This is a genomic window from Pseudomonas sp. ATCC PTA-122608, assembly GCF_001952855.1.
GTDB lineage: Bacteria > Pseudomonadota > Gammaproteobacteria > Pseudomonadales > Pseudomonadaceae > Aquipseudomonas.
Map to the genome: position 1 here is coordinate 135,100 of NZ_LPNO01000006.1, position 14,532 is coordinate 149,631.

General features: G+C 59.2%; 10 protein-coding genes. 3 read left to right on the forward strand and 7 right to left on the reverse strand.

Annotation, left to right across the window (positions count from 1 at the left end):
• Positions 1-85: 85 nt before the first annotated feature.
• Complete coding sequence (gene aceE / locus AU074_RS07785) at positions 86-2,755, forward strand: pyruvate dehydrogenase (acetyl-transferring), homodimeric type (protein ID WP_076014231.1); 2,670 nt, start codon at positions 86-88, stop codon at positions 2,753-2,755.
• Here aceE and AU074_RS07790 read toward each other — a convergent pair whose 3' ends face one another.
• Positions 2,756-3,586: a DUF2242 domain-containing protein gene (locus tag AU074_RS07790; RefSeq protein ID WP_076014232.1), complete on the reverse strand. Its 831-nt coding sequence runs from the start codon at positions 3,584-3,586 to the stop codon at positions 2,756-2,758.
• An 89-nt stretch (positions 3,587-3,675) separates the two neighbouring features.
• A complete protein-coding gene (locus AU074_RS07795; protein WP_076014233.1) occupies positions 3,676-4,575 on the reverse strand; it encodes a LysR family transcriptional regulator in 900 nt (299 codons plus the stop codon).
• Positions 4,576-4,702: 127 nt separating this feature from the next.
• On the opposite strand from AU074_RS07795, the gene AU074_RS07800 reads away from it, so the two are divergent.
• A complete protein-coding gene (locus AU074_RS07800) occupies positions 4,703-5,881 on the forward strand; it encodes an MFS transporter (protein WP_076014234.1) in 1,179 nt (392 codons plus the stop codon).
• A 115-nt stretch (positions 5,882-5,996) separates the two neighbouring features.
• Positions 5,997-7,331, forward strand: coding sequence for a Na+/H+ antiporter NhaA (nhaA, locus tag AU074_RS07805; RefSeq protein ID WP_076014235.1), 1,335 nt, complete (start codon positions 5,997-5,999; stop codon positions 7,329-7,331).
• A 91-nt stretch (positions 7,332-7,422) separates the two neighbouring features.
• Here the strand turns inward: nhaA and AU074_RS07810 are convergent, their stop codons facing one another.
• The 5 genes from AU074_RS07810 to clpP all read right to left on the reverse strand — a co-directional run bounded on the left by AU074_RS07810 (position 7,423) and on the right by clpP (position 14,525).
• Positions 7,423-9,297, reverse strand: a complete 1,875-nt coding sequence (locus tag AU074_RS07810) for a SurA N-terminal domain-containing protein (RefSeq protein WP_076014236.1) — start codon at positions 9,295-9,297, stop codon at positions 7,423-7,425.
• A gap of 230 nt (positions 9,298-9,527) precedes the next feature.
• A complete protein-coding gene (locus AU074_RS07815; RefSeq protein ID WP_003174819.1) occupies positions 9,528-9,800 on the reverse strand; it encodes an HU family DNA-binding protein in 273 nt (90 codons plus the stop codon).
• 146 nt (positions 9,801-9,946) lie between these two features.
• On the reverse strand, positions 9,947-12,343 hold the full coding sequence (gene lon, locus AU074_RS07820; RefSeq protein ID WP_076014237.1) for an endopeptidase La: 2,397 nt from the start codon (positions 12,341-12,343) through the stop codon (positions 9,947-9,949).
• A gap of 150 nt (positions 12,344-12,493) precedes the next feature.
• Complete coding sequence (clpX, locus tag AU074_RS07825) at positions 12,494-13,777, reverse strand: ATP-dependent Clp protease ATP-binding subunit ClpX (protein ID WP_003207856.1); 1,284 nt, start codon at positions 13,775-13,777, stop codon at positions 12,494-12,496.
• A 112-nt stretch (positions 13,778-13,889) separates the two neighbouring features.
• A complete protein-coding gene (gene clpP, locus AU074_RS07830) occupies positions 13,890-14,525 on the reverse strand; it encodes an ATP-dependent Clp endopeptidase proteolytic subunit ClpP (protein ID WP_003174822.1) in 636 nt (211 codons plus the stop codon).
• Positions 14,526-14,532: the final 7 nt, after the last annotated feature.

Sequence of the window (14,532 nt, forward strand, 5' to 3'; positions counted from 1 at the left end):
AGTCATGTAGTTGCAATTGCAACTACATTCGCGAAGCTCCCACAAGGAGCCCACACGCTGAAACCCGTCCACCCTGGAGCCTGACATGACCCCGAACACTGCAGTACGCCTCGACGACGATCCACAGGAAACCCGCGAATGGCTGGAGTCCATCGAATCGGTGCTGTCCACCGAAGGCCGCCCGCGCGCGCATTACCTGATTGATCAGTTGCTGGATTTCGACGTGGCGCGGCATGGCGACTTCTACGGGCGGGTGACCACGCCTTACGTCAACACCATCCCGGTGGACCGCCAGTTGCCCTACCCCGGCAACCTGGCCACCGAGCGGCGGCTGAATGCGTTTATTCGCTGGAACGCGATGGCCATGGTGCTGCGCGCCGGCAAACATTCCGGCGTGGGTGGGCATATCGCGACCTACGCGTCGGCTGCCGTGCTGTATGACGTAGGCTTCGACCACTTTTTCCGTGGGCGTACCGAGAGGTTCGATGGCGACTTGGTGTACATCCAGGGCCACTCGGCGCCGGGCATTTACGGGCGTGCGTACCTCGAAGGCCGAATCAGCGAAGCGCAACTGGACAACTTCCGACGGGAAGCCGGCGGCGACGGTTTATCGTCCTATCCGCACCCACGGCTGATGCCCGATTTCTGGCAGTTTCCTACAGTATCCATGGGCCTCGGACCGATCACCGCCGCCTACCAGGCGCGCTTCATGCGCTACCTGGAGTTCCGCGACCTCAAGCAACACCAGGGCCGAAAGGTGTGGGCATTCCTCGGTGATGGCGAGATGGATCAGCCGGAATCCCTGGCATCTATCTCCCTGGCCGGGCGCGAGAAACTCGACAACCTGATCTTCGTGGTCAACTGCAACCTGCAACGACTCGATGGCCCGGTGCGTGGCAATGCCAAGGTGATCCAGGAGTTCGAAAGCCTGTACCGCGCCGCCGGCTGGAACGTGATCAAGGTGATCTGGGGCGGCGGCTGGGATGCGCTGCTGGAAAAGGATAAAAGCGGCTTGCTGCGCCAGCGCATGATGGAGTGTGTGGACGGCGACTATCAGAACTACAAATCGCAAAACGGCGCCTACGTGCGGGAACACTTCTTCGGCAAATACCCGGAGTTGCTGGCGCTGGTGGCGGACATGTCCGACGACGATATCTGGAAACTCTCACGAGGCGGCCATGACCCGGACAAGGTCTACAACGCCTATGCCGCCGCCGTGCGCCATAGCGGCCAGCCTACGGTGATCCTCGCGAAAACCGTCAAGGGCTTCGGCATGGGCGAGGCCGGCGAAGGCCAGAACATCAACCACCAATTGAAAAAGATGGGCGCTGAAGCCGTCAAAGCTTTCCGCGACCGCTTCGGACTGGAAGTGGCCGACGATCAACTGGCCGAAATCCCTTATCTCAAACCCGCTGCCGACAGCGAAGAAGCGCGCTATTTCGCCGCGCGCCGCCAGTCGTTAGGGGGTTACGTACCGGCTCGCCACAGCGCGGTCGAGTCGTTGAAGATCCCGGAACTGGAAGCCTTCGCCACCCAGCTCAAGGACACCGGCGAGCGCTCGATTTCAACCACCATGGCCTTCGTGCGCATCCTTGGCACCCTGCTCAAGGACCCGAATCTGGGCAAGTTGATCGTGCCGATCGTGCCGGACGAGTCCCGCACCTTCGGCATGGAAAGCCTGTTCCGCCAGATCGGCATTCACTCCGCGGTCGGCCAGCTCTACACCCCACAGGATGCCGGTCAGCTTTCCTACTACAAGGAGAGCAAGGACGGACAGATCATGCAGGAAGGCCTGAATGAATCCGGCGCCATTTCCTCGTGGATCGCCGCGAGTACGTCCTACGCCAACCACGGGTTGATGACCGTACCGTTCTACATCTTCTATTCGATGTTCGGCTTCCAGCGAGTGGGTGACCTGGCCTGGGCCGCGGGCGATGCTCGGGCACGGGGTTTCCTGCTGGGGGCCACCGCCGGGCGCACGACCTTGATGGGCGAAGGTTTGCAGCATGACGATGGCCACAGCCATGTGCTGTCATCGGTGATCCCGTGCTGCATTTCCTACGACCCGACCTTTGCCTTCGAACTCGCAGTGATCATTCGCGAGGGCATGCGCCGGATGTACGTCGAGCAAGAGGACATTTACTACTACATCACCCTGCTCAACGAAAACTACCCGCACCCGGCGATGCCCGACGGCGTCGAGGATGGGATTCTCAAGGGCATGTATCGGTTGAAGGCGGCTGAAGACACCGCGCAACCACGGGTACAGCTGATGGGCAGCGGTTCGATCCTGCGCGAAGTCATCGCCGCCGCTGATTTGCTGCGGGATGACTTCGCCGTGGCCAGTGATGTGTGGAGCGTCACCAGCCTGACCGAGCTGCGCCGGGAAGGCCATGCCGTGGAGCGCTGGAACCTGCTGCACCCGGAAAGCGAGCCGCGTACCAGCTATGTCGAGCAGTGCCTGGAGGACCAGCCCGGGCCCGTGGTGGTCGCTACCGACTACATGAAGATCTTTGCTGACCAGATCCGCCCGTTCGTACCGGGCCGGCGTTTTGTAGCGCTGGGCACTGATGGCTTCGGGCAATCGGATACCCGCGAAACCTTGCGTGAGTTCTTCGAGGTGGACCGGTATTTCATTGCACTGGCGGCCTTGAAGGCGCTGGCGGATGACGGCCTGATCAGCCGCACCAAGGTGGCGGAGGCGATCAGCCGCTACGAGATCAACGTCGACAAGGCCAACCCCGTAGCGGTGTAGTTACTGCGCAGGCGTCGGCAGAGGCGGAATCGCTTCGGTCGGCGCCGGCAGCGTTGGTTGGGTAGCCTCCGGCGCAGGTGCCGGGGTTTCCTTTGGCGCAATCGGTGCAGGTTCTGCCGGCGGTACGACCGGCTCCGATGCCGCTGGCTCAACCGCCGGCGTCACGGGGGCAGCCGGGGTGGCGGGCACTTCTTTCGGCGCTTCTTTAGGCGCCTCCACCTTATCGGCCACCGGAGCTGCCTTCGGTTCTGGAATGCCCAGGTCAGCCTTGGGCTTCTCTGGAATATGCGCAGCCTTTTTCACTTCCTGGGGCAGGAAAACATCCACCAGCGCGAAATAACGCTCATAGAACTTTGGCGCAGACACCGTCTCGCTGGCCACCTTGACCATCGAGTCATCGGTGGAGCCAATCGGCATCGACACCGAGCCCAACACACCCACGCCGAGACTCGCGGAGTTGTTGACCTTCTTCAGCGCGTAGCGATCCTGCAAGGCGTTGGCGAACATCGTCGAGTGATGATTGCCACTGCCATCGTCGGCACACACCACGTTGAAACTGATCTGCAGGTGAGTTTCGCCGGTCTGCTGGAAGCTCTTGTTACCTGCCACCAGCTTTGGATCGCTACTGGTAATGATGTAACCCTGGCTCAACAGCGCACGCCGCGCCGCTTCGCAGGCGGCGGTATCACTGACCGGGTAATCCCGGGAAAACGTACCGGAGTCGTCGAAATTCTCATGTTCATAAATAGCGGTCTTGGGTGACGAGCAGCCCGCAGCGCCCGCCAGCACCAGCGCCAACCCGAGGCTACGCAAGTGAAATGATGTCGACATCGAAAATCCTGAGGAAAACAGTCAGGGCGGTATTGTGCAACAGAACGTGGCCTTGGCGCGCGAATTCCTGTCGGTAAAACGTCACAGCCTTATGGGACGGTGTCTGCGGGAAAAAGCCGCTCGCCCATATGGTCAATAAACACGCGCAATTTCGCCGAAGCATGGCGACTTGATGGCCAGAGCATCCAGAAGCTGCCGCTGTGGTCCAGGTAATAGTCCAGCACCCGTTGCAGCCGGCCCTGCTCCACCGACTCGCGGACCATGAAGTCCGGCAGGCAGGCAATCCCCAGGCCTGCATGGGCCACGTACATCAGCGATTCGATGGTGGTGGAGACCAGCGGCGCTCGCAGGACCGGCTCCGGCAGGCCAGGTTCGGGGCGCAATGGCCAGGCTTCCAGCTTGCCGGTGGCGCAGAACTTGTGGCGCAAACAGGCGTGGTCATTCAAGTCCCGGGGCTGGCGCGGTGTGCCGTGCAGACGCAGGTATTCCGGGGACGCCACCAGCACCAGGCGGTAATACCCGAGATGGCGTGCCATCAAGCGCGAATCCTCGGGTTTGCCGGTACGGATCACCGCATCGAAGCCTTCCTCGATCACATCCACCATGCGGTCGGAGAAGTCCACGTCCAGTTCGATCTCGGGATAGGCCCGCATGAAGTCCGTCAGCACCGGCATCAACAGGCCCCGCACTTGGGGCAGGCTGACGCGCAGCTTGCCTTTTGGTGTGGCGGATGCCTGGCTCAGCTCCTGCTCTGCGGCCTCGACTTCGGCCAGGATCCGTCGGGATCGCTCGAGAAACAGCGCGCCCTCGCTGGTCAGGGTGATGCTGCGGGTGCTGCGATGGAACAGGCGCACACCCAGGCGCTCTTCGATGCGCGCAATGCTTTTGCCAATCGCCGAGGACGACACTCCCAACAGTCGGCCAGCCTCGGTAAAGCTGCGGGTTTCCGCCACCTGCACAAACACTGAAATACTGCCGAGGCTGTCCATCGTCTCGCTCCCGAAGATTGCGGACGTTGGCGTCCGATAAGTTCGGAACCTTAGCCTGTTTTTCTACACCGCGCAGCACCCTACTCTGGCTCCCTGCCCTTTCGTTTGAAAACCGGAGCCAATAAACATGAGCGACAACGCCTTACCCTCCCCGGCCCTTGCGGCGAGCCGTGAACGCCTGCCACTGGGCGGTTTGCTGGCATTGGCAACCGCCGGCTTCATCACCATCCTCACCGAAGCCATGCCAGCGGGCTTGCTCCCGCAAATGGGCGCCGGGCTCGGGGTGTCCGACGCCTTGGTGGGCCAGTTGGTGACCCTTTACGCCCTTGGTTCGCTGCTGGCCGCGATTCCCCTGACCATCGCCACCCGGGGCTGGCGCAGGCGGCCGTTGCTGATGATTGCCATCGGCGGGTTTGCCTTGGTTAACAGCGTGACAGCGTTTTCCAGCGATTACCTGCTGACCCTGGTGGCGAGGTTCTTCGCCGGGGTGTTCGCGGGGTTGCTTTGGGCGCTGCTCGCCGGTTACGCCAGCCGCATGGTTGCGCCACACTTGCAAGGCCGGGCGATTGCCGTGGCCATGCTCGGGGCGCCCTTGGCGCTGTCACTGGGCGTGCCCGCCGGGACATTCCTGGGCACCACGGTGGGCTGGCGTCTGAGCTTTGCGATCATGACCGGTCTTACGGTTGTGCTGCTGGCCTGGGTGCGCTGGCAGGTTCCGGACTTTGCCGGGCAGCGAGCGGAAAAACGCTTGGGGCTACGCCAGGTGCTGGCACTGCCCGGGATTCGTCCGGTGCTGTTTGTGACCCTTACCTACGTGCTGGCCCATAACATTCTCTACACCTATATAGCGCCATTCCTGGTACCTGCCGGGATTGCGGCGGACATCGATCAGGTGTTGCTGGTATTTGGCCTGGCGGCGCTGCTGGGCATCTGGATTGTCGGCGCGTTGATTGATCAGCGGCTGCGTGCGTTGTTGGTGATCAGCTGCGCAATGTTCGCACTGTCGGCCCTGGCGCTGGCGTTCTGGATCACCTCGGCGACCGTGATCTACACCACAGTGGCGTTATGGGGGCTGGCGTTTGGCGGCCTGCCGGCATTGCTGCAAACAGCGCTGGCCAAGTCGGCCGGGGATTCAGCCGATGCCGCGCAGTCGATGCTGGTGACGGTGTGGAACCTGGGCATCGCCGGCGGTGGACTGCTCGGCGGCATGTTGCTACAGGGTTGGGGCGTGACAGCGTTTCCGTGGGCGGTCGTCGCGTTGGTCGTGCTGGCCCTGATGGCGACGCTGCGTTTAACCGATGTTTAAACGAAACGTGACGTAATGTTTCTTAACTCTTATGATCGCCCTGGGTGCGCTGCTGCATACGGCACAGCGCAGGTTAAAGGATAAGCATTGGTCGGGCCGCCAATGGAGACTTGTCGTGCCTGATAAACACCCTGCTATTCCTCGCCCCCAGGTTTTGGTCGAAGGCGCTCTTTCTGCATTGGAGCGGTTTTCACGCATCGAGGCCGTCAGCGGCATCGTGTTGCTGCTGGCGGCGATTGTCGCGCTGATCTGGGCCAACAGCCCGGTCGCCGATTCCTACGAACACTTCTGGAACACCCCACTCACTATCGGGCTGGGAGACTTCACGGTCTCGCGCTCGTTGCACTTCCTGGTGAACGACGGGCTGATGACCATCTTCTTCCTGGTGGTGGGCGCCGAGATTCGCCAGGAGATCAGGGACGGTGCACTCGCCAACCTGAAACTGGCCACCCTGCCCTTGGGCGCTGCACTCGGTGGCGTGCTGATGCCGGCGCTGCTCTATACCCTGCTCAACCATGGCACTGAAGCGGCCAGCGGCTGGGCGGTGCCCACCGCCACCGACATCGCGTTTGCCGTAGGTGTGCTGGCGCTGTTGGGTAAATCCATTCCGGCCGGCGTGCGCATTCTGTTGCTGGCGTTGGCGATCATTGATGACATCGTCGCCATCCTGATCATTGCGATCTTCTACACCGCGAGCCTGGACTACATGGGCCTGGTGATCGCAGCCTGCGGGCTGGCACTGGTGCTGGTCTTTCAGCGGATGGGGATTGGCAAGGCGGTTGTGTACCTGCTGCCCGGGGCGATTGTCTGGTTCGGGCTGCTGAAGACAGGTGTACATCCTACGCTCGCCGGCGTGGTGCTTGGCTTGATGACGCCTGTCATTTCAAGGCCCACCCGTGAACGCCCGCTGGACACCATCGGGCGCACATTTAACGAACTGATGGACCGGCTTTCGCATCCCGCTGAAAGCGCTCATCAGGTGGCCAAACCGTTGCAGCAGTTGAGAAAGGCCCAGCGAGAAATGTTGCCGCCGGTGCAGCGGATTCAAGCCGGGTTACACCCGTGGGTAGCCTTCGGCGTCATGCCGCTGTTTGCCCTGGCCAACGCGGGGGTGAGCCTGCAAGGGTTCAATCTGGACGACCCGCTGCCCCACGGCGTGTTCATGGGCGTCATCCTGGCCTTGGTGCTCGGCAAGCCGCTGGGGGTGATGCTGGCGAGTTTCGTGCTGGTCAAACTGAACATCTGCCAACTGCCGGAAGGCGTGACCTGGAACGGCGTCGCCCTGGTCGGCCTGTTGGCCGGGATTGGTTTCACCATGTCGATTTTCATCTCGTCGCTGGCCTTCTCCGATCCGACGCTGCTGTCGGCTGCCAAGCTGAGTGTGCTGAGCGCTTCGACCCTGGCGGCTGTGATTGGCTTGAGTTGGGGCAAGCTCAAGTTTGCGCGTTGAATCAAGGACTGGTTCAGTCAGCTGCTTGAGTGGATAAAAAAAGACCCCGGCCTCTTCAGGCCGGGGTCTTTTTATTCAGGCAGTAACGAGATCAGAACTTCTTGATCTCAGCCTTGGTTTCCAACTGCTTGCGATACGCGGCGAAGTCTTGCTGGCCCACACGGGACGCGAGGAAGCGGCGGTACTGAGCCTTCTCGTCATCGGTCGGGGCAGCGGCTTCGTTGACTGCGTTCAAGCGCACGATCACCAGGCTACCGTCTGGCAGAGTCACGCTGGTGAAGGTTGGCTTGTCCTTGGCCGCAGGCTTTGGCATGCGGAACAGGGCTTGCAGCACGGCTGGCTCGACGCCTTCCTGGCCACGGGTGGCCGCTTCGGTGACTTTCCAGGCCTGGCCATCCACCGGCTGATTCAGCGGTGTCTTGCCATCACGCAGGTTGGCAATCAGCTCGTCCGCGTGAGTCTTCGCCGCAGCGCTTGCGCGCTCCTTGGTCAACTGGGCACGGATGGCAGTGGCAACGCTTTCCAGCGGCAGCTGAGTAGGCTTCAAGTGCTCTTTGGCACGCAGCACCACGATGGTTTCCGGATCCAGCTCGATGGCGGTGCTGTTGGCACCTTCATCCAGTACTTCAGGGCTGAATGCAGCGGTCACCACGGCACGGTTGGCAGCAATGCCTTCGCCACCTTCACGGCCGAATGGCGCGGAGGTGTGCACGGTCAGCTTCAGGTCCGACGCCGGTTGGGCCAGGTCGGAAGCTTCGAATGCAGCGTCTTCCAGTTGCTTGGTCGCGTCGACGAAACGCTGTTCAACCTGCTGGGTCTTGAGCTCGCGGGTCAGCTTGTCTTTCAGGCTGGCGAACGATGGCACTTCAGGTGCCTCAACGCCCAACAGCTTGATCAGGTGCCAGCCGAAGCTCGAACGCACCGGCGCCGAAACCTGGTCCTTGTTCAACGCGTACAGCGCTGTTTCGAAGGCTGGGTCGTAGACGCCAGGGCCGGCGAAACCGAGGTCACCGCCGTTGTTTGCAGAACCCGGATCCTGGGAGAACTCTTTGGCCAGGGCTTCGAACTTCTCGCCTTTGGCCAGGCGTGCCTGGATCTCTTCGATCTTGGCCTTGGCCTGCTCGTCGGTGGTCTTGTCGTTGACTTCAATCAGGATGTGCGCCGCGCGACGCTGTTCAGCGAGGTTGGCGGTTTCTTTCTGATAGAGAGCCTGCAGCTCATCGTCCTTGACCGCGACCTGGTCGAAGAAGGAAGCCTTCTTCAGCTCCAGATAGTCGATGACCACCTGGTCCGGGGTCATGAACTCTTTGGCGTGCTGGTCATAGTAAGCCTTGACCTCGTCGTCGGTGAGTTTCACCGCATCAGGGTTGGCCTTGACGCTGGCGGTGGCGAAATCGCGGGTCTGTTTTTCCAGACGGGCAAAAGCCAGCACTTCGGCATCAGTCACAAAACCGCTGCCGGCAATACCAGCACGAACCTGGCCGATCAGCATTTCCTGGCTCAGCATCTGGCGGAATTGCATACGGCTATAGCCCAGCTGACGGATCACCTGGTCGAAACGCTCAGCGTTGAACTGGCCATCCACCTGGAATTCCGGTGTCTGCAGGATCACTTGATCCAGCGCGGCTTCGGAGAAAGCGAATTTCGAATCGGCCGCGCCCTGCAGCAGCAGTTTGCGATCGATCAGGCTCTTGAGCGCGGCGTCGCGCAGCAGCTTTTCGTCCAGCAAGGAAGCATCGAAGTCCTTGCCCAGCTGTTGCATCAGTTGACGACGTTGCATGTCGACGGCCTGGCCCAGTTCACTTTGGGTGATTTCTTCACCGTTGACCTTGGCCACGTCCTGCTTGTTGTTGGTCGAAGCCTGAAAAATAGCCTCGATACCGGTAAACGCCATCAATGCGACGATGATCCCGATAATGGTCTTGGCAATCCAGCCTTGTGAATTGTCCCTGATATTCTGCAGCATGCGTCCCCCAGAAACGGTTGAACTTCAAAATTAGGCAACCGTGGAGCGTGGGTAGAGTCCGGATAGAAGAAAGGCGCATCCGAGGATGCGCCTTCTCGTAGCTGGCGGAGCGGACGGGGGTTTGAACCCACACCCCCGGCGTGGCGACCCGATGGATACTTGGGTCAGCTGCCGCTCCGCTGCCAGGTCAGACCTGCGTCCGACCCGGATGGGTAAGGCTTGAGAGAAGCTTAGTTAACGGCTTCTTTCAGGGCTTTACCGGCTTTGAAACCTGGCTTTTTGGCAGCGGCGATTTGCAGAGCCTTGCCAGTCTGTGGGTTACGACCAGTGCGAGCTGGGCGATCGGTCACAGAGAAAGTACCGAAACCAACCAGTACCACAGAGTCGCCGGCCTTGAGAGCGCCAGTGACGGATTCGATTACTGCGTCCAGCGCACGGCCAGCAGCGGCTTTCGGGATATCAGCAGATGCAGCGATAGCATCAATCAGTTCCGACTTGTTCACTCTAAGTCCCCTTATATCTATTGAGTATGATTCTAAGTTTTTTGGTGAAAGCAAAAACCAGTGCTGAATGGCCTACAGACACTTAAGAGCCGCTTTATAACAAGGGCTCTAAAAAGCTGTCAAGGAAGCCCCCAGGCTTAAACGTATTAATGCGTGCTAATTCTTTCCTTAGAGTCAGTCTCGCGCTTTTCATCTTTTGCAACTATCTCCGGAGCCACATCCGGCAAGGGCTCCGGCGCGTATTGCAGCGCAATTTGCAGGACCTCGTCAATCCATTTAACCGGTTTAATCTGCAGATCCTGCTTGATATTGTCAGGAATCTCCTTCAAGTCGCGAACATTCTCTTCAGGAATGATCACGGTCTTGATACCACCACGGTGTGCAGCCAACAATTTCTCTTTGAGGCCACCAATGGCCAGCACTTGCCCACGCAGGGTTATTTCCCCAGTCATGGCAACATCGGCGCGCACCGGAATGCCGGTCAGGGCTGATACCAGTGCCGTGCACATGCCTACGCCTGCGCTAGGGCCGTCTTTCGGCGTCGCCCCTTCCGGCATGTGGATGTGGGTGTCGTGCTTCTCGTGGAAGTCCAGGGGGATTCCCAGGCTCTTCGCACGGCTGCGCACCACGGTCTGCGCGGCAGTGATGGATTCGACCATCACGTCACCCAGGGAACCGGTCTTGATCAATTGCCCTTTGCCCGGGATAACAGCGGCCTCGATGGTCAGCAACTCGCCGCCCACTTGAGTCCACGCCAGGCCCGTGACCTGACCCACCTGGTCCTGCTGCTCAGCCAGGCCGTAACGGAATTTGCGCACGCCCAGGAAGTGTTCCAGCAGCTCAGCGGTGACCTTCACCGAGAAGCGTTTTTCCAGCGCATGTTCCTTCACGGCCTTGCGGCAGATCTTCGCCAGTTGACGCTCAAGGCCCCGTACACCGGCCTCGCGGGTGTAGAAACGAATGATGTCGCGGATCGCGTCGGCATCAAATTCGATCTCGCCTTTTTTCAGGCCGTTGGCCGCAATCTGCTTGGGCGAAAGGTATTTGACAGCGATGTTGATCTTCTCGTCTTCGGTGTAACCCGGCAGACGAATCACCTCCATCCGGTCCAGCAAGGCTGGCGGAATATTCATCGAGTTGGAGGTGCACAGGAACATTACGTCGGACAGGTCGTAGTCGACTTCCAGGTAATGGTCGTTGAAATTGTGGTTCTGCTCGGGGTCGAGCACTTCCAGCAAGGCAGAGGCCGGATCGCCACGCATGTCGCTGCCCATTTTGTCGATTTCATCAAGCAGGAACAGCGGGTTGCGCACACCCACCTTTGTCATCTTTTGAATCAATCTTCCTGGCATCGAACCGATATAAGTCCGGCGATGACCACGAATTTCCGCTTCATCACGCACACCACCCAAGGCCATGCGTACGAATTTACGGTTTGTTGCGTGAGCAATCGACTCAGCCAGCGAGGTTTTACCCACACCAGGAGGACCGACCAGGCACAACACCGGTCCACGAATTTTCTTCACGCGCTTTTGCACGGCGAGGTATTCGAGGATGCGTTCTTTGACTTCTTCGAGGCCGTAGTGATCGGCGTCCAGAATATCTTCGGCGCGGGCCAGGTCCAGGCGCACTTTGGTCTGGGCCTTCCACGGCACCTGCACCAGCCAGTCGATATACGAGCGAACCACGGTGGCTTCGGCCGACATCGGCGACATTTGCTTGAGCTTGTTCAGCTCGGCAGTGGCCTTGGTCAAGGCGTCTTTTGGCAGGCCGGCGGCATCGATGCGCTTTTTCAGCTCTTCGATTTCGTTGTGGCCTTCCTCGCTGTCACCCAGCTCTTTCTGAATGGCCTTCATCTGCTCATTCAGGTAGTACTCGCGCTGGCTGCGCTCCATTTGCTTTTTGACACGGCCGCGAATGCGCTTCTCGACCTGCAGCAGGTCGATTTCGGCATCCAGCAGCGCCAGGACGTGTTCGACCCGGGCAGACAAATCGATGATTTCGAGAATGTCCTGCTTCTGCTCGATTTTCAGCGCCATGTGCGCGGCCATGGTGTCGACCAGGCGGCTTGGCTCATCAATGCTGTTGAGGGAAGAGAGGACTTCTGCGGGGACTTTCTTTCCCAGTTGTACGTATTGCTCGAACTGGGACAGCAGGCTGCGAACGAACACTTCGGATTCGCGCTCAGGGGCATCGACTTCGTCGATCAACGCCACTTCGGCGCGCAGGTGGCCGTCCACTTCCATGAAGCGCTCGACCGCACCGCGCTGCTCACCTTCCACCAGCACCTTGACGGTGCCATCAGGCAGCTTGAGCAGTTGCAGGACAGTTGCAACGGTACCAACGCGATACAGGGCATCTTCGCCCGGATCATCGTCAGCAGGATTTCTCTGGGCCAGCAGCAGGATCTGCTTGTCGCCCGTCATCGCGGCCTCGAGGGCTTCGATAGACTTCTCGCGCCCCACGAACAGCGGGATAACCATGTGCGGATAGACGACGACATCACGCAACGGCAGGAGAGGCAATTCGATGGTTGTCTTCATGATTTCGCCTCTATGACAGATGAAAGTAACTTGAAACCAAGATGGGGGCTGCCTGCAAAAAAAACAAGCGTAATGGCATCAGTTAAACGCAGTAAAAACAAAGGGGCCCGTTAAGGCCCCTTTATTTTGTACAGCTCGGCGGTGCAACGCTTACGCGTCTGGCGCAGCCTTGGCAGCCGGCTCACTGTTTTCGTAGATATACAGTGGCTTGGACTTACCTTCTATAACGCTTTCGTCGATCACCACTTTACTCACCTCGGACTGCGAGGGGATTTCATACATGGTGTCGAGCAGTACGCCTTCGAGGATCGAGCGCAAACCACGGGCGCCGGTCTTGCGCTCCAGTGCCCGCTTGGCCACCGATTTGAGCGCGTCAGCACGGAACTCGAGGTCCACACCTTCCATCTCGAACAGCTTGGCGTATTGCTTGGTCAGGGCGTTTTTCGGCTCGGTGAGGATCTGCATCAACGCAGCCTCATCCAGCTCGTCCAACGTCGCCAGGACCGGCAGACGGCCAACGAATTCCGGGATCAGACCGAACTTGACCAAATCGTCAGGCTCGACTTCACGCAGGGATTCACCGACTTTCTTGCCTTCTTCCTTGCTGCGTACTTCTGCACTGAAGCCAATGCCACCACGGGTGGAACGGTTTTGAATAACCTTTTCCAGACCGGAGAACGCACCGCCACAGATGAACAGGATGTTGCGCGTATCAACCTGAAGGAATTCCTGCTGTGGATGCTTGCGGCCGCCTTGTGGCGGTACGGAAGCAACTGTACCTTCGATCAGTTTCAACAGCGCTTGCTGCACGCCTTCACCGGAAACGTCCCGGGTGATCGACGGGTTGTCGGATTTGCGCGAAATCTTGTCGATTTCATCGATGTAGACAATGCCCATCTGGGCCTTTTCCACGTCGTAATCGCATTTCTGCAGCAACTTCTGAATGATGTTCTCGACATCTTCACCTACGTAACCGGCCTCGGTAAGAGTGGTTGCGTCGGCGATGGTGAAGGGAACGTTCAGCAGGCGAGCCAAGGTTTCTGCAAGCAGGGTTTTACCCGAGCCTGTAGGACCGATCAGCAAGATGTTGCTTTTGCCGAGCTCGACGTCGTCACTTTTCTTGTCACGCTGGTTCAGACGCTTGTAGTGGTTGTACACCGCTACGGCCAGAACCTTCTTTGCACGCTCTTGACCAATCACATACTGATCAAGGATGCCGCTGATTTCTTTAGGCGAAGGCAATTTATGCGCGCTGCTTTCGGCCTGGGCTTCCTGCACCTCCTCACGGATGATGTCATTGCACAGGTCGACGCACTCGTCGCAGATAAAGACCGAGGGGCCGGCAATCAACTTGCGTACTTCATGCTGGCTTTTGCCACAGAAGGAGCAATAGAGCAGCTTGCCGTTGTCCTCGCCGTTGCGGGTGTCAGTCATTCGTTCGATCCAAATCCGATAGGCTTGCAACACAAGATGAAGGCTATTGAGGGCTTTTTCAAGCCCACTGGTGGTCGGACCTGCCGACCAGCCCTATTTTGAGCTGCTTATATTAAGCGGGGCGCTTTTCGATCACTGCGTCGATCAACCCGTATTCACGAGCCGCTTCGGCGCTCATGAAATTGTCACGGTTGGTGTCGCGCTCGATCTCTTCCAGGGTATGCCCGCTATGTTTGGCCATCAGCGTGTTGAGACGCTCACGAATAAAGAGGATTTCCTTGGCATGGATTTCGATGTCCGATGCCTGGCCCTGGAAACCGCCCAGTGGCTGGTGAATCATCACGCGAGAGTTCGGCAGGCAGTAACGCTTGCCCTCAGCACCAGCGGTCAGCAGGAAAGCACCCATGCTGCACGCCTGACCGATACAGGTGGTCGATACGTTCGGCTTGATGAACTGCATGGTGTCGTAGATCGACATGCCAGCCGTTACCGAACCGCCCGGGGAGTTGATGTAGAGATGGATGTCCTTGTCCGGGTTTTCCGCTTCAAGGAACAGCAGCTGCGCACAGATCAGGTTGGCCATGTAGTCCTCTACCGGACCAACCAGAAAGATCACTCGCTCCTTGAGCAGGCGCGAGTAGATGTCATAGGCGCGTTCGCCACGAGCAGATTGCTCGACAACCATCGGGACCAGGCCGCCAGCGGCCTGGATATCAGAGTTCTGCTGAATATACGAATTACGGAACATGCTCTGC